24 protein-coding genes are annotated in these 21,339 nt (G+C 55.5%); 15 read left to right on the forward strand and 9 right to left on the reverse strand.

All coding sequences use genetic code 11. The features are described from left to right. Positions 1-5: 5 nt before the first annotated feature. Positions 6-314: a recombinase-like helix-turn-helix domain-containing protein gene (locus tag ABLU80_RS15415; RefSeq protein ID WP_004144765.1), complete on the reverse strand. Its 309-nt coding sequence runs from the start codon at positions 312-314 to the stop codon at positions 6-8. After that, positions 311-634 (reverse strand): non-heme iron oxygenase ferredoxin subunit, encoded by a 324-nt coding sequence (locus ABLU80_RS15420; protein ID WP_004151769.1) that lies wholly within the window; start codon positions 632-634, stop codon positions 311-313. Before ABLU80_RS15420 ends, ABLU80_RS15415 begins: the two co-directional genes overlap by 4 nt. A 427-nt stretch (positions 635-1,061) precedes the next feature. Here ABLU80_RS15420 and ABLU80_RS15425 point away from each other — a divergent pair, with 427 nt between their 5' ends. Beyond that, complete coding sequence (locus ABLU80_RS15425) at positions 1,062-2,273, forward strand: MFS transporter (protein ID WP_157195178.1); 1,212 nt, start codon at positions 1,062-1,064, stop codon at positions 2,271-2,273. A gap of 3 nt (positions 2,274-2,276) precedes the next feature. On the opposite strand, the gene speB is transcribed toward ABLU80_RS15425, so the two are convergent. The 5 genes from speB to ABLU80_RS15450 all read right to left on the reverse strand — a co-directional run bounded on the left by speB (position 2,277) and on the right by ABLU80_RS15450 (position 7,010). Next, a complete protein-coding gene (gene speB / locus ABLU80_RS15430; RefSeq protein ID WP_015369744.1) occupies positions 2,277-3,197 on the reverse strand; it encodes an agmatinase in 921 nt (306 codons plus the stop codon). Between the two features lie 153 nt (positions 3,198-3,350). After that, positions 3,351-4,079: a hypothetical protein gene (locus ABLU80_RS15435; RefSeq protein ID WP_157195177.1), complete on the reverse strand. Its 729-nt coding sequence runs from the start codon at positions 4,077-4,079 to the stop codon at positions 3,351-3,353. 152 nt (positions 4,080-4,231) lie between these two features. After that, a complete protein-coding gene (gene speA, locus ABLU80_RS15440; RefSeq protein ID WP_020077953.1) occupies positions 4,232-6,208 on the reverse strand; it encodes a biosynthetic arginine decarboxylase in 1,977 nt (658 codons plus the stop codon). Positions 6,209-6,216: 8 nt separating this feature from the next. Further along, a complete protein-coding gene (gene yqgB, locus ABLU80_RS15445) occupies positions 6,217-6,333 on the reverse strand; it encodes an acid stress response protein YqgB (RefSeq protein WP_015369741.1) in 117 nt (38 codons plus the stop codon). Positions 6,334-6,737: 404 nt separating this feature from the next. After that, positions 6,738-7,010: a hypothetical protein gene (locus tag ABLU80_RS15450; RefSeq protein WP_015703452.1), complete on the reverse strand. Its 273-nt coding sequence runs from the start codon at positions 7,008-7,010 to the stop codon at positions 6,738-6,740. 136 nt (positions 7,011-7,146) lie between these two features. On the opposite strand from ABLU80_RS15450, the gene metK reads away from it, so the two are divergent. The 8 genes from metK (at position 7,147) to ruvX (ending at position 14,398) form a co-directional block, all read left to right on the forward strand. Next, positions 7,147-8,301: a methionine adenosyltransferase gene (metK, locus tag ABLU80_RS15455; protein ID WP_004149807.1), complete on the forward strand. Its 1,155-nt coding sequence runs from the start codon at positions 7,147-7,149 to the stop codon at positions 8,299-8,301. A gap of 392 nt (positions 8,302-8,693) precedes the next feature. After that, positions 8,694-10,088 carry a sugar porter family MFS transporter gene (locus ABLU80_RS15460; protein ID WP_015369739.1) on the forward strand — a complete coding sequence of 465 codons (1,395 nt, stop codon included), beginning with the start codon at positions 8,694-8,696 and terminating at the stop codon, positions 10,086-10,088. Between the two features lie 77 nt (positions 10,089-10,165). Then, complete coding sequence (locus tag ABLU80_RS15465) at positions 10,166-10,666, forward strand: SprT family zinc-dependent metalloprotease (protein ID WP_157195176.1); 501 nt, start codon at positions 10,166-10,168, stop codon at positions 10,664-10,666. Between the two features lie 94 nt (positions 10,667-10,760). Then, a complete protein-coding gene (gene endA, locus ABLU80_RS15470; protein WP_015369737.1) occupies positions 10,761-11,468 on the forward strand; it encodes a deoxyribonuclease I in 708 nt (235 codons plus the stop codon). 88 nt (positions 11,469-11,556) lie between these two features. After that, entirely contained in the window at positions 11,557-12,288 is a 732-nt protein-coding gene (rsmE, locus tag ABLU80_RS15475; RefSeq protein WP_015369736.1) for a 16S rRNA (uracil(1498)-N(3))-methyltransferase, read from the forward strand. Positions 12,289-12,336: 48 nt separating this feature from the next. Continuing rightward, a complete protein-coding gene (gene gshB, locus ABLU80_RS15480; RefSeq protein WP_015369735.1) occupies positions 12,337-13,287 on the forward strand; it encodes a glutathione synthase in 951 nt (316 codons plus the stop codon). A 131-nt stretch (positions 13,288-13,418) separates the two neighbouring features. Beyond that, a complete protein-coding gene (locus ABLU80_RS15485; protein ID WP_015369734.1) occupies positions 13,419-13,982 on the forward strand; it encodes a YqgE/AlgH family protein in 564 nt (187 codons plus the stop codon). After that, positions 13,982-14,398, forward strand: coding sequence for a Holliday junction resolvase RuvX (ruvX, locus tag ABLU80_RS15490; protein WP_015369733.1), 417 nt, complete (start codon positions 13,982-13,984; stop codon positions 14,396-14,398). The genes ABLU80_RS15485 and ruvX overlap by 1 nt, the downstream gene beginning before the upstream one ends. A 247-nt stretch (positions 14,399-14,645) precedes the next feature. On the opposite strand, the gene ABLU80_RS15495 is transcribed toward ruvX, so the two are convergent. After that, on the reverse strand, positions 14,646-15,299 hold the full coding sequence (locus ABLU80_RS15495) for a LuxR C-terminal-related transcriptional regulator (RefSeq protein WP_015369732.1): 654 nt from the start codon (positions 15,297-15,299) through the stop codon (positions 14,646-14,648). A 350-nt stretch (positions 15,300-15,649) separates the two neighbouring features. Continuing rightward, on the reverse strand, positions 15,650-16,630 hold the full coding sequence (locus tag ABLU80_RS15500) for a type IV pilus twitching motility protein PilT (RefSeq protein WP_015369731.1): 981 nt from the start codon (positions 16,628-16,630) through the stop codon (positions 15,650-15,652). A 16-nt stretch (positions 16,631-16,646) separates the two neighbouring features. Between ABLU80_RS15500 and ABLU80_RS15505 the strand changes: the two genes are divergently transcribed. From ABLU80_RS15505 to ABLU80_RS15530, 6 genes are all read left to right on the forward strand, one after another. Then, a complete protein-coding gene (locus tag ABLU80_RS15505; protein ID WP_047043378.1) occupies positions 16,647-17,351 on the forward strand; it encodes a YggS family pyridoxal phosphate-dependent enzyme in 705 nt (234 codons plus the stop codon). A gap of 17 nt (positions 17,352-17,368) precedes the next feature. Continuing rightward, positions 17,369-17,935 (forward strand): YggT family protein, encoded by a 567-nt coding sequence (locus ABLU80_RS15510; protein WP_015369729.1) that lies wholly within the window; start codon positions 17,369-17,371, stop codon positions 17,933-17,935. Next, on the forward strand, positions 17,932-18,222 hold the full coding sequence (gene yggU, locus ABLU80_RS15515) for a DUF167 family protein YggU (RefSeq protein WP_015369728.1): 291 nt from the start codon (positions 17,932-17,934) through the stop codon (positions 18,220-18,222). Before ABLU80_RS15510 ends, yggU begins: the two co-directional genes overlap by 4 nt. Before the next feature lie 12 nt (positions 18,223-18,234). After that, positions 18,235-18,828, forward strand: a complete 594-nt coding sequence (locus tag ABLU80_RS15520; RefSeq protein WP_015369727.1) for an XTP/dITP diphosphatase — start codon at positions 18,235-18,237, stop codon at positions 18,826-18,828. Further along, the gene (gene hemW / locus ABLU80_RS15525; RefSeq protein ID WP_348850155.1) at positions 18,821-19,960 is read left to right on the forward strand and encodes a radical SAM family heme chaperone HemW; all 1,140 of its coding nucleotides are present in this window, start codon (positions 18,821-18,823) and stop codon (positions 19,958-19,960) included. Before ABLU80_RS15520 ends, hemW begins: the two co-directional genes overlap by 8 nt. A gap of 293 nt (positions 19,961-20,253) precedes the next feature. Continuing rightward, positions 20,254-21,300 carry a sugar ABC transporter substrate-binding protein gene (locus ABLU80_RS15530; RefSeq protein ID WP_015369725.1) on the forward strand — a complete coding sequence of 349 codons (1,047 nt, stop codon included), beginning with the start codon at positions 20,254-20,256 and terminating at the stop codon, positions 21,298-21,300. Positions 21,301-21,339 lie beyond the last annotated feature (39 nt).

A 21,339-nucleotide genomic window follows, 5' to 3' on the forward strand; every position in this document is an offset into this window, starting at 1 on the left:
TGTCCTCAGTAGCCGTTAACCTGTAAAAATGCCTGGAAGCTGCTTTCGCTCCACGGTTCGCCCTGTTGGTCATGCATCCTGACGCCATTGAGGCCGTTCACCAGCTCACCGAGACTTTCCGCGCCCTGCTCGAACAACGTTTCCAGGGTGGCGATAAGCTGCAGTTCCCAGTTTTCCGGCACCCGGCTGCGGGTTTGCCAAATCAGATTGTGATAGTCGCCAGGCTTATGGATATTGCCGTTTCCGCCTTCCGCCGGTGGCGTAAACTGGCGGCTTTCCGGTAGCGCCGGGTTGAAGTCCAGGGATTCGCTCATGCCACGTTCTCCTCGATAAAGGTAATCTGGATCTGATTGTCGTATACCCGCACCGGGTAACGATTAAGGTTGCGACCGCCGGGGCCATGCAGGCACTGGCCGGTTTTCACGTCGAATACCGCCTCATGCAGCGGGCATTCCACCTTGCCATCTTCGACAAAGCCCTGGCTCAGGAGCGCATAGGCATGAGGGCAAACGTCTTCCAGCGCGTAATATTCGCCATCAATCAGATAAATACCGATTTCCTTACCGTCGATATTGCCGCTATATGGGAAATCTTCCTGTACTTGCTCCGCGTCACATACGCCTATCCAGCTCATCGCAATCCTCCAGGCTTTTGTTTCATATATGAAACTCTGTTTCTTATTTAATACGGTCAATATAAAAGCGGTGAATGTTTCGTCAAGCGTTAATGTGACGAACTTGTTAATGAATGGCTTTTAAATTAGCTAAGTGTGCAATTGATCACGAAAAACTGCATTCAGATGAAATGATGATATTTAAAGCGGTGATCCATTATAAATAAAAATGCCAATTTAAATTTCACATCCGACTATTGACTTCTTTTCAAATCGATCATTAAAAATGGGCAACAGTGGAAGCCATGGTGTTTCACCCATGAAACAACTCTTTATTTAATCATTTAAAAACAATGAGTTTCACAGGTGAACCATTTTACTCATGTAACTATTTCTGGCGTTAAAAAATAATAACTGGCAATCATTAAATTAAGCGTGGAGACAACGAATGGCGGCAAGATGGCAAGGGGTAATAGCATTACTTTTGTTAATAATTATTTCCTACGTCGATCGGGTAAATATCTCGGTGATGATCCTTAACCCGGAATTCGCTGCCCATTTTCAGTTAAATGAAAACAGAATGTTACAAGGCATGCTAATGACATGCTTTCTTCTGGGTTATGGGTTTTCGGCATTATTATTAACACCAGTTATAGAAAGTAGATGGCATTATCGTCAGGGACTGTTAAGCAGCATTGCGATATGGGCGCTGGTGTGCGCCATTTCCCCGTTACTCGGTTCACTAATGGGAATGTTAATCGCGCGCATTGTTCTTGGCGTGGCGGAGGGGCCGCTGTTCTCACTGAAAACGCGCTTTATCAACGACAACTTCGCCGCCGATGAAATAGGCAAGCCGAATGCGCTGACCGCCCTTGGCGTATCGTTGGGGCTGGCGGTAGGCTTCCCGCTGGTCACCTGGCTGATGGCGCACGTTGGCTGGATCGGCTCCTTCTACGCGCTGGCGCTGCTTAACCTGCTACTCGGCGGCGGATTAATCTGGCGGTTTCTCCCCGCGCCGCAAGTGACCGCCCAGCGCGCGAAGCCGGGCTTCAGCCAAACTTTTTCCCTCGCCTGGCGTACGCCGCTGCTAGGCTGGATCCTGCTGGTGGAAATCGCCACGCTCAGCTATCTGTGGGGGAGTAGCGCCTGGTTGCCCGCCTGGCTGCGCGACGAGCACCACTTCTCACTACAGGCCACCGGGCTGCTGGCGGCAGTCCCCTTTCTGTTAAGCCTCGGCTCAAAGTTTCTTGGCGGCGTGCTCCTCGACAAAATGCGCCCGGAGCAGGCACCGCTGCTGTTTATTATCGGCGGCCTACTCACCGCCGGTTCTGTGCTGGCGCTGATGCTCAGCCATCAGCCGGCGATGCTGGCGCTGTTTATGCTGGCGGCGAACGTTTTCTGGGGATTACAGGGGGCGGCGATCCCCGCGGTGGTTCAGCATCACGCCCCGCGCGAAGCGGTGGGCAGCGCCTATGGGATCATTAACGGCATTGGCAATATTTGCGCGGCGTTTATTCCGCTGCTGATGGGAGTGGTGATGAAATCGGTGGGATCGGTCAGTTCAGGTTTTTCCGTTCTGGTGGCCTCGCAGCTGATCACGCTGTGCGCCGGCGGCGTACTGCTGCTGCGCATGCGTCGCGCAGCAGCAGTAAACGCTTAAAAATTAGTCGCCTTTCTTCGCCGCCTGAATGTAAAGCATCTCCAGCGCCAGAGTCGCCGCCGCCAGGGCGGTGATTTCGGACTGGTCATAGGCCGGGGCGACTTCAACCACGTCCATCCCGACGATGTTCAGATCCTTCAGGCCGCGCACCAGTTTGATCGCGCGGTCGGAGGTGAGTCCACCGATCACTGGCGTACCGGTACCCGGCGCAAATGCCGGATCCAGACAGTCGATATCGAAGGTCAGGTACACCGGCATATCGCCGACGATCTGCTTCACCTGAGCGATGATGTCATCGACGCTGCGGTCGTTAACCTGGCCCGCATCAAGCACGGTAAAACCGTTATCTTTATCGAATTCGGTACGAATACCGATCTGCACGGAGTGGTTCGGATCGATAAGCCCTTCGTTCGGCGCGGTGTAGAACATGGTGCCGTGGTCGAATTCACAGCCGTTGGCGTAGGTATCGGTGTGGGCATCGAAGTGTACCAGCGCCATTTTACCGAAATGCTTGGCGTGGGCGCGCAGCAGCGGCAGGGTGACGAAATGGTCACCGCCGAAGGAAAGCATGCGTTTACCGGCCGCCAGCAGTTTCTCCGCGTGCGCCTGCAGTTTCTCGCTCATTTCGCGGGCGTCGCCGAAGGCGTAGACCAGATCGCCGCAGTCCACGACGTTCAGGCGTTCGCGCATGTCGAAGTTCCATGGGAAACGGTTGTGCTCCCAGGCGAGGTTGGTTGACACCTGACGGATCGCCGCCGGGCCATGACGGCCGCCCGCACGCCCGGAGGTCGCCATATCAAACGGCACGCCGGTGATGACCCAATCCGCATCGCTTTCATACGGCATAAAGTTCATCGGCAGACGCAGGAAACCAAAGGCGTTGGATACCAGGGAGTTATCGTATTGATGACCTAAAGTGCTCATGGATATGACCTCTTTTCGCAGTCGTGGTACGTAAAAAATAAGTATAAAAAAACCCCTCCGCGTCGTTAGGCCCGACGAGGAAGGGTTTGAATTGGGTTACTGCTTATGGGCATAAATTATCGCCCGAAAAACGCTCGGCAGCAAGCGGGACGTTTATTTTTGACAAGGCGCCGGGGCGAAACCGTCCGCCGGGAAGGCCTGGCTCGCGCACGGCGGTAGCGACGCTTGCTCTTTTCCACGTAAAGCGAAGGCCGCAAAACCAATGACTCCAACGTTACGCGTGTCGCCCTCTACGGAATGGGCGGCATAAGATTGCGCGACGTTTGAAAATTCGAATGCCGCCTCGATACGGCTGTTTTTACGAAAGCCTTTGATCGCTAACGAGCCACCAGCAGGCACAATGTAGCCGTTGTTGTTAAGCGAACCGGCCTTACCGCTCAGGACATCGAGACCATCCACCGTGGCGACAATTTCATAATCCACGCTGTGGCTATAATTACGGACATATAATTGATACTGAGTACCAACGCGGGCCGCAATGGCGTATTGCCATTTTCCCGTGGAATTATTATAGCGGCGAGTAATAGGGAGAGAGTTAAAATTAGCATCGCGTACCGCATATTCCAGATCGCTATTACGAATGCTATAGCGCTGGTCAAACCCGGTTTGATATTGACCGGAATAATTAATTAATACGATCTCATCAGGATGGGAATCTACGCGCTCTGCAGGCACGCCTTTAACCGTTGAGTGAACGTCGCTGCCCCAGCGGGTGGCAACCTCAGTGGAGAGTGCCGTGCGGGTATTGTACTCCGGCTGTTTTGCGCAGCCGCTTAAAAATAATAAACCGATAATAAGACCGTAACGCGGTATGCTTTTCATATTCCGTCCCTGTTTCGCTGAATGTTAATTCCCTGCGGCAGTGTACGGACCTTTGTCATTTTAAAAAGCAGCTACCATGATGTTTCAGATTTCATTTATAAAAAAGGGCCGGTTCAGGAATATAAACCGGCCCGCCAGCGGATAACTCTTAGTTACTCATCTTCAAGATAAGTATACCCGTACAGCCCCGCTTCGAACTCTTCGAGGAACTGCTGCTGCAGCTCGGCGTCGAGGCCGGTATTTTTCACCTGATCGCGGAACTGGGTCAGCAACGTATTCGGATCCAGTTGAACATACTGCAGCATATCCGCCACCGTATCGCCCTCATCGGAGAGCTCAACCTCAACGCTACCGTCCGGGAAGACGAAGACGTCTACCGCTTCGGTGTCGCCGAACAGGTTGTGCATGTTGCCGAGGATCTCCTGATAAGCGCCAACCATAAAGAAGCCCAGCATTGGCGGGTTCTCCGGGTCGTATTCCGGCATCGGCATGGTGGTTGCGATCCCGTCGCCGTCAACATAGTGATCGATGGCGCCATCGGAGTCGCAGGTAATATCCAGCAGCACCGCGCGGCGTTCCGGCGACTTGTTCAGCCCTTCCAGCGGCATCACCGGGAACAGCTGATCGATACCCCAGGCATCCGGCATCGACTGGAACAGCGAGAAGTTGACGTAGATTTTATCCGCCATACGTTCCTGCAGCTCATCGATAATCGGGCGATGGGCGCGGTTGCTCGGATCGAGCTGTTTTTGTACCTCATGGCACATGTTCAGATACAGCTGTTCCGCCCACGCGCGCTCCTGCAGGTTGAAGGTGCCTGAGGAGTAGCCGATGTGGATATCGTGCAGATCCATTTGGCTGTCATGCAGCCATTCACGCAGCGAGCGGCGGTTGCCGGTTTCGTGCATCTCCAGCCAGGTTTCCCACATGCTCTGCAGCGGACGCGCGGCGTCTTCCGCCGGCGGGGTCGCCTCGGTGTATTCGTTGCGCTCGACGCCGATAATGTTGGAAACCAGTACGGTGTGGTGCGCGGTCACCGCGCGGCCGGACTCAGTAATCACCGTCGGGTGCGGCAGGCCGTTCTCTTCACAGGCATCGCCGATCGCCCAGATGATATTGTTGGCGTACTCATTCAGGCCGTAGTTCACCGAACAGTCGGACTGCGAGCGGGTCCCTTCATAGTCCACGCCCAGACCGCCGCCGACATCGAAGCACTGAATATTAACGCCCAGCTTATGCAGCTCGACGTAGAAACGCGCCGATTCGCGCACGCCGGTGGCGATATCGCGAATGTTGGCCATCTGCGAGCCGAGGTGGAAGTGCAGCAGTTGCAGGCTCTCAAGATGGCCTGCCTCGCGCAGAATTTCGACCAGTTGCAGCACCTGCGTCGCCGCGAGGCCAAATTTGGATTTCTCGCCGCCGGAGGACTGCCATTTACCGGAGCCCTGCGAAGCCAGACGCGCACGCACGCCAAGGCGCGGCACCACGTTCAGACGGGCGGCCTCTTCCAGCACGATGGCGATTTCCGACATCTTCTCGATGACCAGATAGACCTTATGGCCCATCTTCTCACCCACCAGTGCCAGACGGATGTATTCGCGATCTTTATAACCGTTGCAGACGATCACGCTACGGGTCATCCCCGCGTGCGCCAGCACCGCCATCAGTTCAGCCTTCGAACCGGCTTCCAACCCCAGCGGTTCGCCGGAGTGGATCAAGGATTCAATCACGCGACGGTGCTGGTTAACCTTGATCGGGTAGACAAGGAAATAGTCGCCGTTATAACCGTAGGATTCACGCGCGCGCTTGAAGGCGGCGTTAATCGAGCGCAGACGATGTTGCAGGATCTGCGGGAAGCAGAACAGCGCCGGCAGGCGTTGTCCCTGGGCTTCGCGCGCTTTGACCAGCTCGGCCAGGTCGACGCGCGCTTCCGGGACGTCAGGATCCGGGCAAACGCTGATATGGCCCAGTTCGTTAACGTCGTAATAGTTATTACCCCACCAGGCAATATTGTAGGTACGTAGCATTTTGCTGGCTTCCTGGGAGCTCATCGCAACCTCCTGCATGGAACGTAGTACACCGTGTTCGCCTGCTGACGAAAGCGAACCCAAAGACATGTCGTCAGACATAGCGAACCTCAACTTGTAATATTAACTACTATCGCAGTCGACAGACGCGATAACAACCCATGAACAGCCTTTAATCCCAGCAGATAGTGCTGGCACTGCAGCTGCGCGACCGGTTTCTTATTCATATATAGTAAAACACGTACCCGAAGCTGGTATGACAGCCCGGAGAAACCACGAGAAAACCCTTGCTCACGCAAGAGCGCCCTTGTTCAGTTTTCAAAAAGCCTGGAGGCCCTGGAATCCTGAGAAGCGCCGAGATGGGTAGAACATCGGCAGGTTTGCACGAAAGAGATGCAGATTGCGGGATAGAATTGCGCGACAGAACGACGCGACGAATCAGGCGAAAAACGTTGGTTCATTATCTGGTATCACCTCCACACTGCCCCGTAACAGGCCAGCGACAAGCCAAAGCTATACCCGTCATACTTCAAGCTGCAGATGCGTTGGCTGCGTGCGTTCATCCCAGTCACATAGTTATCTATGCTCCTGGGAATTCGCGCCCTTGCCGCCTTCCTGCAACTTAAATTATTTAGGGTATATACATATCGTACAGCCGGCGAAACCGCCGCTGTGTAACAGAGTGCTTAACCCGGCTGGAAGTGGCGTCACGAGATGGGGCTTCGTGCGCTTTTTTAATGAGCCGCGCGCGGCGTTTTATACCGAGAAGCGGGGTAAAATGCAAAATAAAAATACGCGCCTTGCCGGGGTTGTCAGGAAAAATTTCCACCACGCTTTTTCCATTAATGCGGGTGATGTCAAAAAAATGTGGAAATGCGATGAAGTTCTGACCTAAAATAGCCATCCAGAAGTTAATCCATCTATACTGATTAACACTCAGACTGCTCGTGTCACTACCTGCAAGCCTTGGTAGGGTCATCTATCAAAGCCTCTCTACACAACAGTATGAGCTACACGAATACTCACAGGTAAAATAAAACATGGCAAAACACCTCTTTACGTCCGAGTCTGTATCAGAAGGGCATCCAGACAAAATTGCTGACCAAATCTCCGATGCCGTGCTGGACGCGATCCTCGAACAGGATCCGAAAGCGCGCGTAGCCTGCGAAACCTACGTTAAAACCGGCATGGTTCTGGTTGGCGGTGAAATCACCACCAGCGCATGGGTTGATATCGAAGAGATCACCCGTAACACGGTGCGTGAAATTGGCTACGTGCATTCCGATATGGGCTTTGACGCCAACTCTTGTGCCGTCCTGAGCGCCATTGGTAAACAGTCCCCGGACATCAACCAGGGCGTTGACCGTGCCGACCCGCTGGAACAGGGCGCGGGCGACCAGGGCCTGATGTTTGGTTATGCCACTAACGAAACTGACGTGCTGATGCCGGCTCCGGTGACCTATGCTCATCGTCTGGTACAGCGCCAGGCTGAAGTCCGCAAAAACGGCACCCTGCCGTGGCTGCGTCCGGACGCGAAAAGCCAGGTCACTTTCCAGTATGACGACGGCAAAATCGTCGGCATCGATGCGGTAGTTCTGTCTACTCAGCACGCTGAAGATATCGATCAGAAATCCCTGCAGGAAGCAGTGATGGAAGAGATCATCAAGCCGATTCTGCCGACCGAATGGCTGAACGCTTCGACCAAGTTCTTCATCAACCCGACCGGCCGTTTCGTTATCGGCGGCCCGATGGGCGACTGCGGTCTGACCGGTCGTAAGATCATCGTTGATACCTACGGCGGCATGGCTCGCCACGGCGGCGGCGCGTTCTCCGGTAAAGATCCATCTAAAGTTGACCGTTCCGCAGCCTACGCGGCGCGCTATGTAGCGAAAAACATCGTTGCCGCAGGCCTTGCCGATCGTTGTGAGATTCAGGTCTCCTACGCCATCGGCGTCGCTGAACCGACTTCGATCATGGTAGAAACTTTCGGCACCGAAAAAGTGCCTTCTGAACAGCTGACCCTGCTGGTACGCGAGTTCTTCGACCTGCGTCCATACGGCCTGATTCAGATGCTGGATCTGCTGCACCCGATCTACAAAGAGACCGCGGCTTACGGTCACTTTGGTCGCGAACATTTCCCATGGGAAAAAACCGACAAAGCAGCCCTGCTGCGCGAAGCGGCTGGCCTGAAATAAGCCACCCCGCTTGACTACTTAAGGCCAGCCCCGCGCTGGCCTTTTTGTTGCCCCTCATTCCCCACATCTAACGCTTCCTGCCCTTTTTTTGCCATGCAGGCCATAGATAATGGAAGCGATTACATATCTGCTATAGAGCCTGGCGTAACTGAGCTTTCTGTTGACGCCAATTCTTTTCACAATGTTACATACCATGTCGAATTTCGCCATTTCAGCGCAATCTTATTGGCGATAATTGCCTTTTATATCTATGATTTGAATATGTTTTTGCTGATTACATATCTTTACCTTAGTGTAACCGATTACACAGTCGTGATTGTAATCACGTTTTTTTGTCCTGCACTCCCCTACTCTAAGCATCGACAGAATCAATAACTCAACTGGAGGGCGTTATGCCTGACAATAAAAAACAAGGGCGTTCAAACAAGACGATGACGTTCTTTGTCTGTTTCCTCGCCGCGCTGGCCGGCTTACTGTTCGGCCTTGATATCGGCGTTATTGCCGGCGCCTTACCGTTCATTGCCAATGAATTCCAAATCAGCGCACACACCCAGGAGTGGGTGGTCAGCTCCATGATGTTCGGCGCCGCCGTCGGCGCAGTGGGCAGCGGCTGGCTCTCTTTCAAACTTGGGCGTAAAAAAAGCCTGATGATCGGCGCGATCCTGTTCGTTGCGGGCTCGCTATTTTCCGCCGCCGCGCCGAACGTCGAAATCCTGCTAATTTCCCGCGTATTGCTGGGGCTGGCGGTTGGCGTCGCCTCTTACACCGCGCCGCTATACTTGTCGGAAATCGCGCCGGAGAAAATCCGCGGCAGTATGATTTCGATGTACCAGTTGATGATTACCATCGGTATTCTCGGCGCCTATCTTTCCGACACCGCCTTCAGCTATAGCGGCGCGTGGCGCTGGATGCTCGGCGTGATTATCATCCCGGCAGTCCTGCTGCTGATCGGCGTTATCTTCCTGCCGGATAGCCCGCGCTGGTTTGCCGCTAAACGCCGTTTCGTCGATGCCGAGCGCGTCCTGCTGCGCCTGCGAGATACCAGCGCCGAAGCCAAACGCGAGCTTGATGAAATCCGCGAAAGCCTGAAAGTCAAACAGTCCGGCTGGGCGCTGTTCAAAGAGAACAGTAACTTCCGCCGCGCGGTGTTCCTCGGCGTACTGCTGCAGATCATGCAACAGTTCACCGGGATGAACGTCATCATGTACTATGCGCCGAAGATTTTTGAACTGGCGGGCTATGCCAATACCACTGAGCAAATGTGGGGCACCGTGATCGTCGGCCTGACCAACGTACTGGCCACCTTTATCGCTATCGGCCTGGTCGACCGCTGGGGCCGCAAACCGACGCTGATCCTCGGCTTTATCGTGATGGCCGCCGGTATGGGCGTACTGGGCAGCATGATGCATATCGGTATTCATTCTGCTACCGCACAGTACTTCGCGGTACTGATGCTGCTGATGTTTATCGTCGGCTTCGCGATGAGCGCCGGCCCGCTGATTTGGGTACTGTGTTCGGAAATCCAGCCGCTGAAAGGCCGCGATTTCGGTATCACCTGCTCCACCGCGACCAACTGGATTGCCAATATGATCGTCGGCGCCACCTTCCTGACCATGCTGAACTCTCTCGGCAGCGCCAACACCTTCTGGGTCTACGGCGGTCTGAACGTGCTGTTTATCCTGCTGACTATCTGGCTGATTCCGGAAACCAAAAACGTCTCGCTGGAACATATTGAACGCAACCTGATGCAGGGACGTCCGCTGCGCGAAATCGGCGCTCGCGATTAATCCCCTCTGTGCTTCCTCCCCTTTGGGAGGAAGCTTCTTCTTGCTCTCCCCCGCGCGGCGCACTATCCTCTGGCGCTATGAAAACACCCCGTATTCCCATCGCTATCCAGCAGGCCGTCATGAGTAGCCTGCGGGAGCACCTTGCCACCGCCAATCTCAAGCTGGAACGCCGCTATGCGGAACCGACGCTGGTTTATCAGCAGCGCGGCACCTCCGCAGGCACCGCGTGGCTTGAGAAAAACGAGATCCGCCTTAATCCAGTGCTATTGCTGGAAAATCAGCAGGCGTTTATCGATGAAGTGGTGCCGCACGAACTGGCGCATCTGCTGGTGTGGAAACACTTTGGCCGCGTCGCGCCGCACGGTAAAGAGTGGAAATGGATGATGGAGGTCGTGCTGGGCGTCCCCGCCCGCCGCACCCATCGCTTTGAGCTTGATTCGGTACGCCAGAACACCTTCCCCTATCGCTGCCAGTGCCAGCAGCATCAGCTCACCGTTCGTCGTCATAACCGCGTGGTGCGCGGTGAAGCCACCTACCGCTGCGTTCGCTGCGGCGATCTGCTGGTGGCGGAAAAGTAACCACCGGAATTAATTAGAAACTTTCTGATCTGACTGATTGCATCTGACACCCTCATTCGCTACGTTGCGGGCTCGTTTTGACACGGAGTTTACGATGTCCCGTATGTATGTTTTTGCCGTCGCGTTGTTCAGCGTGGCAGCCAGCGGCCCGCTTGCGGCAGCTGGTATTCATAGTTTTTCCCAGGCGAAAGCCGCAGGCGTAAAAGTGAATGCCGACGTTCCCGGCGACTTTTATTGCGGTTGTAAAATCGACTGGCAGGGTAAAAAAGGCGTTATCGATCTGGAATCTTGCGGCTACAAAGTGCGTAAAAACGAGAACCGCGCCAGCCGGGTCGAATGGGAACATGTGGTTCCGGCGTGGCAGTTCGGCCACCAGCGCCAATGCTGGCAGGATGGTGGACGTAAAAACTGCGCCAAAGATCCGGAATATCGCAAGATGGAAAGCGATATGCATAACCTGCAGCCTGCGGTCGGCGAGGTCAATGGCGATCGCGGCAACTTTATGTACAGCCAGTGGAATGGCGGCGACGGGCAGTATGGTCAATGCGCCATGAAGGTCGATTTCAAAGATAAAGTCGCCGAACCGCCGGTACGCGCCCGCGGCTCGATCGCTCGCACCTACTTCTATATGCGCGACCGCTATCAGCTGACTCTTTCCCGCCAGCAAACCCAGCTATTTACCGCCTGGGATAAGCAGTATCCGGTGACCTCCTGGGAGTGCGAGCGCGATGAGCGAATCGCCAAAGTACAGGGCAACCATAATCCTTACGTCCAGCAGGCTTGCCAGGCGCAAAAGAGCTAACCTACACTAGCGGCAATTGTTAATTTGCAGCCGCCGTCTTCCCCGCTATGGGGAAGACGCTATCTGCGCGAAGAACGGAATATCAAGCATGCGCATTCCTCGCATCCACCACCCGGAACGCATTACCCCCGGCAGCCACATTGCCCTCAGCGAAGACGCAGCCAACCACGTTGGCCGCGTCCTGCGCATGAGCAAAGGTCAGGAAATCCAGCTGTTTGACGGCAGCAATCAGGTTTTCGATGCGGTCATCACCGAAGCGGGTAAGAAAAACGTCATGGTCGAGGTTATCCGTGGCCAGATCGACGATCGTGAATCACCGCTGCACATCCATCTCGGCCAGGTGATGTCACGCGGCGAAAAAATGGAATTCACCATCCAGAAATCGATCGAACTTGGCGTAAGCCTCATAACGCCACTGTTTTCCGAGCGCTGCGGCGTTAAACTGGATGCCGAACGCTTGCAGAAGAAGATTCAGCAGTGGCAGAAAATCGCTATTGCCGCCTGCGAACAGAGCGGCCGTAACATCGTGCCGGAGATTCGCCCGGCGATGCAGCTGGAAGCCTGGTGCGCCGAGGAAGAAAACGGCCTTAAGCTCAACCTGCACCCGCGCGCCAGCGCCAGCATCAATACGCTGCCGCTGCCGGTTGAACGTGTTCGCCTGCTGATTGGCCCGGAAGGCGGTCTGTCGGCGGAAGAGATAGCGATGACCGCTCGCTATCAGTTTACTGATATCCTGTTGGGACCGCGCGTTCTGCGTACTGAGACCACCGCGCTCACCGCCATCACCGCGCTGCAGGTGCGTTTTGGCGATCTGGGCTAAAATCTGGCGCAACGTTCCGCAAACACGACAGCGCTAATGGAGAAAAGAATGATCAAGCTCGGCATCGTGATGGACCCTATCGCATCCATCAACATCAAAAAAGACACCAGCTTCGCTATGTTGCTGGAAGCGCAGCGTCGCGGCTATGAACTCCATTACATGGAGATGAACGACCTGTATCTCATCAACGGCGAATCCCGCGCCCGTACGCGCACGCTGAGCGTCGAGCAGAATTACGACAAGTGGTACGCGTTCACCGGCGAACAGGACCTGCCGCTGGCGGATCTCGACGTTATCCTGATGCGTAAAGACCCGCCGTTCGATACCGAGTTTATCTACGCCACCTACATTCTCGAACGCGCGGAAGAGAAAGGTACGCTTATCGTCAACAAGCCGCAGAGCCTGCGCGACTGTAACGAGAAGCTGTTTACCGCCTGGTTCTCCGATCTAACCCCGGAAACGCTGGTCACCCGTAATAAAGCCCAGTTGAAAGCGTTTTGGGAAAAACACGGCGATATCATTCTCAAACCGCTGGACGGCATGGGCGGCGCCTCAATCTTCCGCGTGAAAGCGGGCGACCCGAACCTCGGCGTCATTTCCGAAACCCTGACTGAACTGGGTAGCCGCTACTGCATGGCGCAGAATTATCTGCCGGCCATCAAAGACGGCGACAAACGCGTGCTGGTGGTAGACGGCGAGCCGGTGCCATACTGCCTGGCGCGTATCCCGCAGGGCGGTGAAACGCGCGGCAACCTGGCTGCCGGTGGTCGTGGCGAAGCGCGTCCGCTGACCGAAAGCGACTGGGAAATCGCCCGCCGCGTTGGCCCAACGCTGAAAGCTAAAGGCCTTATCTTCGTCGGCCTGGACATCATCGGCGATCGCCTGACCGAAATTAACGTTACCAGCCCGACCTGCGTGCGCGAAATCGAAGCCGCTTTCCCGGACGTGTCGATTACCGGCATGCTGATGGACGCCATCGAAAAACGTATCAACAAATAAGCACTGGGGCGGGCAAACGCCCGCCCGCAAGGCGCCCCTCGGGCGCCGGTAAAACAAAGTGCATCGACACGTTTCTACTTTACCCGCATACTGGGTGTTGTTTTTTTAAACCAGGAACAGAACCTCTGACAATGAATTTACAGCATCACTTTCTGATTGCCATGCCTGCGCTACAGGACCCTCTTTTCCGTCGCTCCGTCGTCTATATCTGCGAGTACAACGACGATGGCGCCATGGGCATTATCATCAATAAGCCGCTGGAAAATTTGCAGGTGGAAGGGATCCTGGAAAAATTGAAAATCGCGCCGCAGCCGCGCAACCCGGATATCCGTCTGGATAAGCCGGTGATGGTCGGCGGCCCGCTGGCGGAGGATCGCGGTTTTATTCTGCACACGCCGCCGTCTGATTTTTCCTCCAGCATCCGTATCTCCGACAACACGGTGATTACCACCTCACGCGACGTGCTGGAAACCCTCGGTACCGATAAACAACCGAGCAACGTGCTGGTGGCGTTGGGCTACGCGTCGTGGGAAAAAGGGCAACTGGAACAGGAAATTCTCGATAACGCCTGGCTTACCGCACCGGCCGATCAGAATATTTTGTTTAAAACGCCGATTGCCGACCGCTGGCGCGAAGCGGCCAAACTTATCGGTATCGATATCGTGACGATGCCTGCCGACGCGGGGCATGCATAATGAGCGGTACCTTTCTGAGTTTTGATTTTGGCACTAAAAGCATTGGCGTCGCCGTTGGGCAGCGCATTACCGGCACGGCGCGTCCGCTCCCGGCGCTGAAAGCGCAGGACGGCAAACCGGACTGGAACATCATCGAAAAGCTGTTGAAAGAGTGGCAGCCGGAAGCGGTGATTGTCGGCCTGCCGCTGAACATGGACGGCACCGAACAGCCGCTAACCGCGCGCGCACGTAACTTCGCCAATAAAATTCATGGCCGCTTCGGCGTGAAAATCACCCTCCACGACGAGCGTTTAAGCACCGTCGAAGCCCGCGCAGGGCTGTTCGAACACGGAGGTTTTCGCGCGCTCAATAAAGGCAGCGTTGATTCCGCCTCTGCCGTGGTTATCCTCGAAAGCTATTTCGAACAGGGATACTGATCGGTAGCTCTGGGATGAAAGCGAAGCATAGATTCGCGTTTGCGCCGGGTGGCGGCTTCGCCTTACCCGGCCTACAAAACCCCCGCTGGAGTAACCCGTAGGCCCGCGCAAGCGTAGCGCCGCCGGGCAATCATGGCAGCGGATGCGGAGCCGCTTTTGCGCCGGGTGGCGGCTTCGCCTTACCCGGCCTACAACCCCCTCGCTGGCATAACCCGTAGGCCCGCGCAAGCGTAGCGCCGCCGGGCAATCAGTGACGCAGATGTTCATTCGCCCAGCTTACCGCCTGGGTACGGTTCTTCACGCTCAATTTGCGGAACACATTGTACAGATGAGTACGTACCGTGTTTTCGCTGATGAACAGCGCGCGGGCAATATCCATATTCGTTGCGCCGCAGCGCAGCTCGTTGAGGATCTCACATTCACGCTCGGTCAACGGTGAGTTCTCCGTCGGCGCCGTGACCTGATCCGCAGAATACAGCGCCGGGTGCATCACGCTCAATTCAGCCGTCTGCTCGCCATTTAATACGGCTTTGACGCCCTCAATTAAGCGCGATTGGTCATCGTCATGGCGGAATACGCCATATAACGCAGGCCATTGCGCCATTTCGTAAAGCTCATACTTTTGCGCGCTATTGATAATCAACAGACGCGGATTATCTGCCTGTACGCGAATAATATCTCGCCACACGCCATTCAATTTCTTATTAGAGACGGCAATATCAAACAATATTACAGAGTCTTTTGCCAGACGTTGAGTTAGCGGTTTGTTGATATTATGCAGAGTTACGTTTACGGATAGCTTCTCAGTCAACCACGTCGCAAATGCATTACTCTGAATGGACGGATGAGTAATGAAAGTCACCTGACGCGAATGCAGTAAATTCTCCGATAAATTAATCACTTGAAACTCTCCTTAGCAGTACCCCGCCATCTTAGCGGTTAAATTAACTGAAAATTAAACGTTCAATAATGTATTTATATTTTCAAATACACTTTGGATATTGAAACATCATTTCATGAGAATCTTCCTGTTCCCGTAAACAGCATAAATCGAACCCCGCAAAAGTGTCAAAAGGTAATCCCATTTTTTTCCTGGTTAAGCGGGGTAAATGTAAGCCCGCTGTCATAACATTCATTATTTCGGCTTAGGTCGTACCACTTATTTGTATTATGAAATCATTAATCAAAACATTAATTGAACACTGAATTAACAATTTAATGAATACCACCTTTGTTTCATCACGGCATGGGCTATAACTCACCTGCTAACGCACGTTGTTGAAAACTCTGCGCAAAGGTTTGCATTCCTGCCTGTTGACTGGTTTGCATCACGCCGGGTAGCTGATGCGTTTTTCCTTCGCGGATCAAATTTGCCACCGCTGGCGTGTTCACTAAAAGTTCGTATAGCGCAACCCGGCCACCGGAAGCATTTGGCAACAATTTTTGCGCCGCCACGGCGCATAAACTCCCCGCCAGCTGACTGCGAACCGGCTCTTTTTCCTCCGCCGGAAACACATCCACCAGCCGCTCGACGGCCTGCGCCGCGCTGCGGGTATGCAGCGTCGCCATCACCAGGTGCCCGGTTTCGGCCGCGGTCAGCGCCAGGCGGATGGTTTCGCTATCGCGCAGCTCGCCTAATAAGATGACGTCCGGGTCCTGACGCAGCGCCACACGTAGCGCCGCCGCGAAGGAGGAGCAATGGCGGCCGATTTCGCGCTGCTGGATCAGGCAGTTCCTGCTGGCGTGAATAAACTCCACGGGATCCTCAAGGGTTAAAATATGACCATGGCGATGTTGATTGAGGTAGTCCACCATCGCCGCCAGGGTGGTCGACTTGCCGCTACCGGTAGCGCCGGTAACCAGGATCAAACCACTCTCTTCATTTAACAGTTCGCTAAGCGCGGCGGGCGCGCCCAAATCACCCAACTGCGGGCATCGCTGCGGCAAAAGACGCAGCGCCAACGACAAGCCGCGCGCGTGGGCAAAAGCGCTGGCACGCAGCCGCGGCCCATCTGAGAGGGCCAGGGCAAAGTCCACCTGGCCATCGGCACGCCACTGCGCCAACTGTGGGTCGTTAAGCCAGCGAGTGAGGATTTCCTCAACATCCGGCGAAGTAAACGGTGCAGGCTCAAGCTTTCCCAAACGACGCCAGCGCGGCGGATACGCGCTGCACAGGTGTAGATCGGAGACGTTATGCTTTACACTAAGGGCCACGATTTCTTCCAGCTCCATAACTGATCCTCGGAATATGAACGATATTGCGCATAACCTGGCACAGGTCCGGGATAAAATCTCAGGCGCCGCCGCCCGCTGCGGCCGCGCTCCAGAAGAAGTTACGTTGCTTGCAGTGAGTAAAACCAAACCTGCGAGCGCTATCGAAGAAGCGATGGCCGCAGGACAGCGGGCATTCGGCGAAAACTACGTCCAGGAAGGGGTGGATAAAATCCGCTATTTCCAGCAGGCGGGCGCCAGCGGTCTGCAGTGGCACTTCATCGGCCCGCTGCAGTCCAACAAAAGCCGGCTGGTGGCCGAACATTTTGACTGGTGCCACACCGTCGACCGGTTGAAAATCGCCACCCGCCTGAGCGAGCAACGTCCGGCGGATTTACCGCCGCTGAACGTGCTGATTCAAATCAACATCAGCGATGAACAGAGTAAATCCGGGATCCCGCTGGCGGAGCTTGACGCTTTAGCCGCCGGTGTCGCCGCCTTACCGAACCTCCAGCTTCGCGGGTTAATGGCCATTCCGGCGCCAGAGTCAGAATATGAAAGGCAGTTTGCCGTCGCCCAACAAATGGCGGTAGCATTCGCGCAACTGAAAACGCTCTACCCTTCGGTTGATACGCTCTCTCTGGGCATGTCGGATGACATGGAAGCCGCTATCGCGGCGGGAAGCACTATGGTGCGCATCGGGACCGCAATCTTCGGCGCGCGCGACTACAGCAAAAAATAAGGAATCTGAGGAACGCCATGAAGACGTTGACCTTCCTGCTCTCAACGGTCATTGAGCTCTACACAATGGTCATGTTGTTACGCGTCTGGATGCAGTGGGCGCGCTGCGACTTTTACAATCCGTTTTCACAGTTCGTCGTGAAAGCGACCCAGCCAATCGTCGGGCCGCTGCGCCGGATTATCCCGGCAATGGGGCCGCTGGATAGCGCCTCCCTGCTGGTCGCCTTCGTGCTCTGCGTTATCAAGGCGATCGTGCTGTTTATGGTGGTCACCTTCCAGCCGATTATCTGGATTGCCGCGGTGCTGATCCTGCTGAAAACCATCGGTTCGCTGATTTTCTGGGTGCTGCTATTGATGGCGATCATGAGCTGGGTAAGCCAGGGCCGCAGCCCGGTGGAATACGTGCTGATGCAGTTGGCCGACCCACTGCTGCGCCCGATCCGCAACCTGCTGCCATCCATGGGCGGCATCGACTTTTCGCCGATGGTGCTGGTCCTGCTGCTATACGTGATTAACATGGGTATCGCCGAGCTGCTGCAAGCTACTGGCAATGTCCTGCTTCCGGGGCTGTGGATGGCGCTATGAGTGCCGTTGAAGTCTGCGCTGACGGGCTGGTGCTCAGGCTGTATATTCAGCCAAAGGCCAGCCGCGACAGCCTTGTTGGTCTGCATGGCGACGAGCTCAAAGTCGCCATCACCGCCCCACCCGTCGACGGCCAGGCAAATGCCCATCTGGTTAAATATCTCGCTAAACAGTTCCGCGTCGCGAAAAGCCAGGTGCTTATCGAAAAAGGCGAACTGGGCCGTCACAAACAGGTAAAAATCATTCACCCGCAGCAGATCCCGCCCGCCGTCGCGGCGCTGACTGACTAAACAGGATTGAATATGCAAAAAGTTGTACTCGCTACCGGCAACGCCGGTAAAGTTCGCGAGCTGGCCTCGCTGCTGGAAGATTTTGGGCTCGACGTCGTCGCCCAGACCGAGCTTGGGGTCGATTCCGCCGAAGAAACCGGCCTGACCTTTATCGAAAACGCGATCCTCAAAGCGCGTCACGCCGCGCAGGTCACCGGCCTGCCGGCCATCGCCGACGACTCGGGTCTGGCGGTGGATGCGCTGGGCGGCGCGCCGGGCATTTACTCCGCTCGCTACTCGGGTGAAAACGCCAGCGACCAGCAGAATCTGGAAAAGCTGCTGGATGCCCTGCAGGACGTGCCCGATGAGCAACGCCAGGCCCAGTTCCACTGCGTGCTGGTGTATCTGCGCCATGCCGAAGACCCGACACCGCTGGTGTGCCACGGCAGCTGGCCGGGCGTGATTACTCGCCAGGCGGCGGGTAGCGGCGGCTTTGGTTATGACCCGATTTTCTTTGTTCCGTCCGAGGGTAAAACCGCAGCGGAACTGAGCCGTGAAGAGAAAAGCGCCATTTCCCACCGTGGGCAGGCGCTGAAACTGTTACTGGAAGCATTACGTAATGGCTAATTTGCCGCCTCTCAGTCTTTATATTCATATCCCGTGGTGCGTGCAGAAATGCCCGTACTGCGATTTCAATTCGCATGCGTTAAAGGGCGAAGTGCCGCACGACGACTACGTCCAGCACCTGCTTGCCGATCTGCGCCACGATGCGCCATACGCACAAGGACGTGAAATTAAGACTATTTTTATCGGCGGCGGTACGCCGAGCCTGCTTTCCGGCTCGGCGATGCAAACCCTGCTGGATGGCGTGCGCGCCTGCCTGCCGCTGGCGGCGGATGCGGAGATCACCATGGAAGCCAATCCGGGGACCGTGGAGGCCGATCGCTTCGTTGAGTATCAGCGTGCCGGGGTCAACCGTATCTCCATCGGCGTACAGAGCTTTAGCGAGCCCAAATTGCAGCGTCTGGGACGTATTCACGGCCCGGAAGAGGCAAAACGCGCGGCGCGGCTGGCGAGCGGCCTCGGGCTGCGTAGCTTTAACCTCGATTTAATGCATGGCCTACCGGACCAGTCGCTGGATGAGGCGCTGGATGATTTGCGCCAGGCGATCGCGCTGAATCCGCCGCATCTGTCGTGGTATCAGTTGACTATTGAGCCGAACACGCTGTTTGGTTCGCGCCCGCCGGTGTTACCGGATGACGATGCGCTGTGGGATATTTTCGAACAGGGACATCAATTGCTGAGCGCCGCAGGTTATCAGCAATACGAGACCTCCGCTTACGCCAAACCAGGCTATCAGTGCCAGCACAATCTCAACTACTGGCGCTTTGGCGACTACCTCGGTATCGGCTGCGGCGCACACGGCAAAGTGACCTTCCCTGATGGCCGCATTCTGCGTACGGCAAAAACCCGTCACCCGCGCGGCTACATGGAAGGCCGTTACCTGGAGCGTCAGCACGACGTGGAGGCGGCGGATAAACCGTTCGAGTTCTTTATGAACCGCTTCCGCCTGCTGGAGGCCGCGCCGCGCGCGGAGTTCAGCTTGTATACCGGACTTGATGAGCAGGTTATCCGTCCGCAAATCGATGCCGCCATCGCCGAAGGCTATCTGCTGGAAGATACGCAAAACTGGCAGATTACCGAGCACGGTAAGCTGTTTTTAAATTCGCTGCTGGAGCTGTTCCTCAGCGAAGAGTAATCCCTGCGGGCGGCACGTCGTCGCCCGTATCTTTCCCCTTACATCCTCTCCCGCCACGGTCAAATAGACTGGCGTTTTTTTGTTCACTTATTTGCAGCGAATCACAAAATCCGATCGACTTTTTTCCTTTTCTTGACTCATTTTTTGCGCAGTGGTAATCCTGCTTCATCGGTTGAGCAAATGTAAAACCGACGTATCCTACATGTGAATTATTGGTAACTCTGATTAAAAAAAGTCTCTGTAACGTCGGCGCAACCCGGCGGGCTTAAGCCTATAAAAAAGAGGGTAACACAATGAATTACCGTAATATATTTATCACACTCGCCGCACTATCCGGCACCGTCACGGCTTCAGCCTGGTCTGCAGAGTCCGCCACCGTGGCCTTTTTAATGCCCGATCAGGCCTCTACCCGCTATGAGCAGCACGACTTCCCCGGTTTTAAGGCGGAAATGAGCAAGCTTTGCGCGGAATGTAAGGTCATCTATCAGAATGCCAACGCCAACGCGTCGCTCCAGCAGCAGCAGTTCAACTCGGTAATCGCCCAGGGAGCGAAAGTGATCGTCCTGGATCCGGTTGACTCTTCCGCCGCCGCCGCGCTGGTCGAAAACGCCCAGGCGCAGGGGGTCAAGGTCATCGCCTATGACCGCCCGGTGCCAAACAAACCGGCCGATTTTTATGTTTCGTTTGATAACGAGGGCATTGGCTACGCCATCGCGAAATCCCTCACCGACCACCTGAAAGCGAGCGGCGTGCCGCAGGATGCCGGCGTGCTGCAAATTAACGGTTCGCCAACCGATGCCGCCGCAGGGCTGATCCGCGACGGTATCCATCGCGGATTGAAAGAGTCCGGTTACAAAACGCTGGCCGAATTCGACACCCCGGAGTGGGCGCCGCCGAAAGCCCAGGAGTGGACCGCCGGGCAGGTTACCCGCTTTGGCGACAAAATTAAGGGCGTGGTCGCGGCGAACGACGGTACCGGCGGCGGGGCGATTGCCGCCTTTAAGGCTGCCGGCGTCCAGCCGCTGCCGCCGGTCACCGGCAATGACGCCACTATCGCCGCGCTGCAGCTGATCATCGCCGGCGACCAGTACAACACCATCTCCAAGCCATCGGAGATCGTTGCCGCAGCGGCGGCCAAAGTGGCGGTTGATTTTATTCAGGGCAAAAAACCGCAGGCCAGCACCACCCTGTACAACACCCCTTCCCAGCTATTTACCCCGGAAGTGGTGACCGCCAAAAACATCAAAGCGGAAATCTTCGATAAAAAAATCCAGACCTGGGATCAGGTGTGTAGCGGCGAATACGCCGCCGCCTGCCAGAAGTTAGGCATCAGCAAGTAACCTGTGACCCTGCGCCCGCCGCGGCGGGCGTGATTTCGC

It is taken from the genome of Klebsiella sp. CN_Kp104, assembly GCF_040064515.1.
Taxonomy (GTDB): Bacteria; Pseudomonadota; Gammaproteobacteria; order Enterobacterales; family Enterobacteriaceae; genus Klebsiella; species Klebsiella aerogenes.

Excerpts from the sequence above, each read along its gene's own strand:
- ABLU80_RS15520 (WP_015369727.1), top strand. The coding sequence starts at position 18,235 with ATGCAAAAAGTTGTACTCGCTACCGGCAACGCCGGTAAAGTTCGCGAG.
- speA (WP_020077953.1), bottom strand. The coding sequence starts at position 6,208 with ATGTCTGACGACATGTCTTTGGGTTCGCTTTCGTCAGCAGGCGAACAC.
- ruvX (WP_015369733.1), top strand. The coding sequence starts at position 13,982 with ATGAGCGGTACCTTTCTGAGTTTTGATTTTGGCACTAAAAGCATTGGC.
- ABLU80_RS15485 (WP_015369734.1), top strand. The coding sequence starts at position 13,419 with ATGAATTTACAGCATCACTTTCTGATTGCCATGCCTGCGCTACAGGAC.
- ABLU80_RS15435 (WP_157195177.1), bottom strand. The coding sequence starts at position 4,079 with ATGAAAAGCATACCGCGTTACGGTCTTATTATCGGTTTATTATTTTTA.
- hemW (WP_348850155.1), top strand. The coding sequence starts at position 18,821 with ATGGCTAATTTGCCGCCTCTCAGTCTTTATATTCATATCCCGTGGTGC.
- metK (WP_004149807.1), top strand. The coding sequence starts at position 7,147 with ATGGCAAAACACCTCTTTACGTCCGAGTCTGTATCAGAAGGGCATCCA.
- ABLU80_RS15530 (WP_015369725.1), top strand. The coding sequence starts at position 20,254 with ATGAATTACCGTAATATATTTATCACACTCGCCGCACTATCCGGCACC.
- endA (WP_015369737.1), top strand. The coding sequence starts at position 10,761 with ATGTCCCGTATGTATGTTTTTGCCGTCGCGTTGTTCAGCGTGGCAGCC.
- ABLU80_RS15420 (WP_004151769.1), bottom strand. The coding sequence starts at position 634 with ATGAGCTGGATAGGCGTATGTGACGCGGAGCAAGTACAGGAAGATTTC.
- yggU (WP_015369728.1), top strand. The coding sequence starts at position 17,932 with ATGAGTGCCGTTGAAGTCTGCGCTGACGGGCTGGTGCTCAGGCTGTAT.
- ABLU80_RS15510 (WP_015369729.1), top strand. The coding sequence starts at position 17,369 with ATGAAGACGTTGACCTTCCTGCTCTCAACGGTCATTGAGCTCTACACA.
- yqgB (WP_015369741.1), bottom strand. The coding sequence starts at position 6,333 with ATGAATAAGAAACCGGTCGCGCAGCTGCAGTGCCAGCACTATCTGCTG.
- ABLU80_RS15415 (WP_004144765.1), bottom strand. The coding sequence starts at position 314 with ATGAGCGAATCCCTGGACTTCAACCCGGCGCTACCGGAAAGCCGCCAG.
- ABLU80_RS15465 (WP_157195176.1), top strand. The coding sequence starts at position 10,166 with ATGAAAACACCCCGTATTCCCATCGCTATCCAGCAGGCCGTCATGAGT.
- gshB (WP_015369735.1), top strand. The coding sequence starts at position 12,337 with ATGATCAAGCTCGGCATCGTGATGGACCCTATCGCATCCATCAACATC.
- ABLU80_RS15460 (WP_015369739.1), top strand. The coding sequence starts at position 8,694 with ATGCCTGACAATAAAAAACAAGGGCGTTCAAACAAGACGATGACGTTC.
- rsmE (WP_015369736.1), top strand. The coding sequence starts at position 11,557 with ATGCGCATTCCTCGCATCCACCACCCGGAACGCATTACCCCCGGCAGC.
- ABLU80_RS15425 (WP_157195178.1), top strand. The coding sequence starts at position 1,062 with ATGGCGGCAAGATGGCAAGGGGTAATAGCATTACTTTTGTTAATAATT.
- ABLU80_RS15505 (WP_047043378.1), top strand. The coding sequence starts at position 16,647 with ATGAACGATATTGCGCATAACCTGGCACAGGTCCGGGATAAAATCTCA.
- speB (WP_015369744.1), bottom strand. The coding sequence starts at position 3,197 with ATGAGCACTTTAGGTCATCAATACGATAACTCCCTGGTATCCAACGCC.
- ABLU80_RS15500 (WP_015369731.1), bottom strand. The coding sequence starts at position 16,630 with ATGGAGCTGGAAGAAATCGTGGCCCTTAGTGTAAAGCATAACGTCTCC.
- ABLU80_RS15450 (WP_015703452.1), bottom strand. The coding sequence starts at position 7,010 with ATGGCTATTTTAGGTCAGAACTTCATCGCATTTCCACATTTTTTTGAC.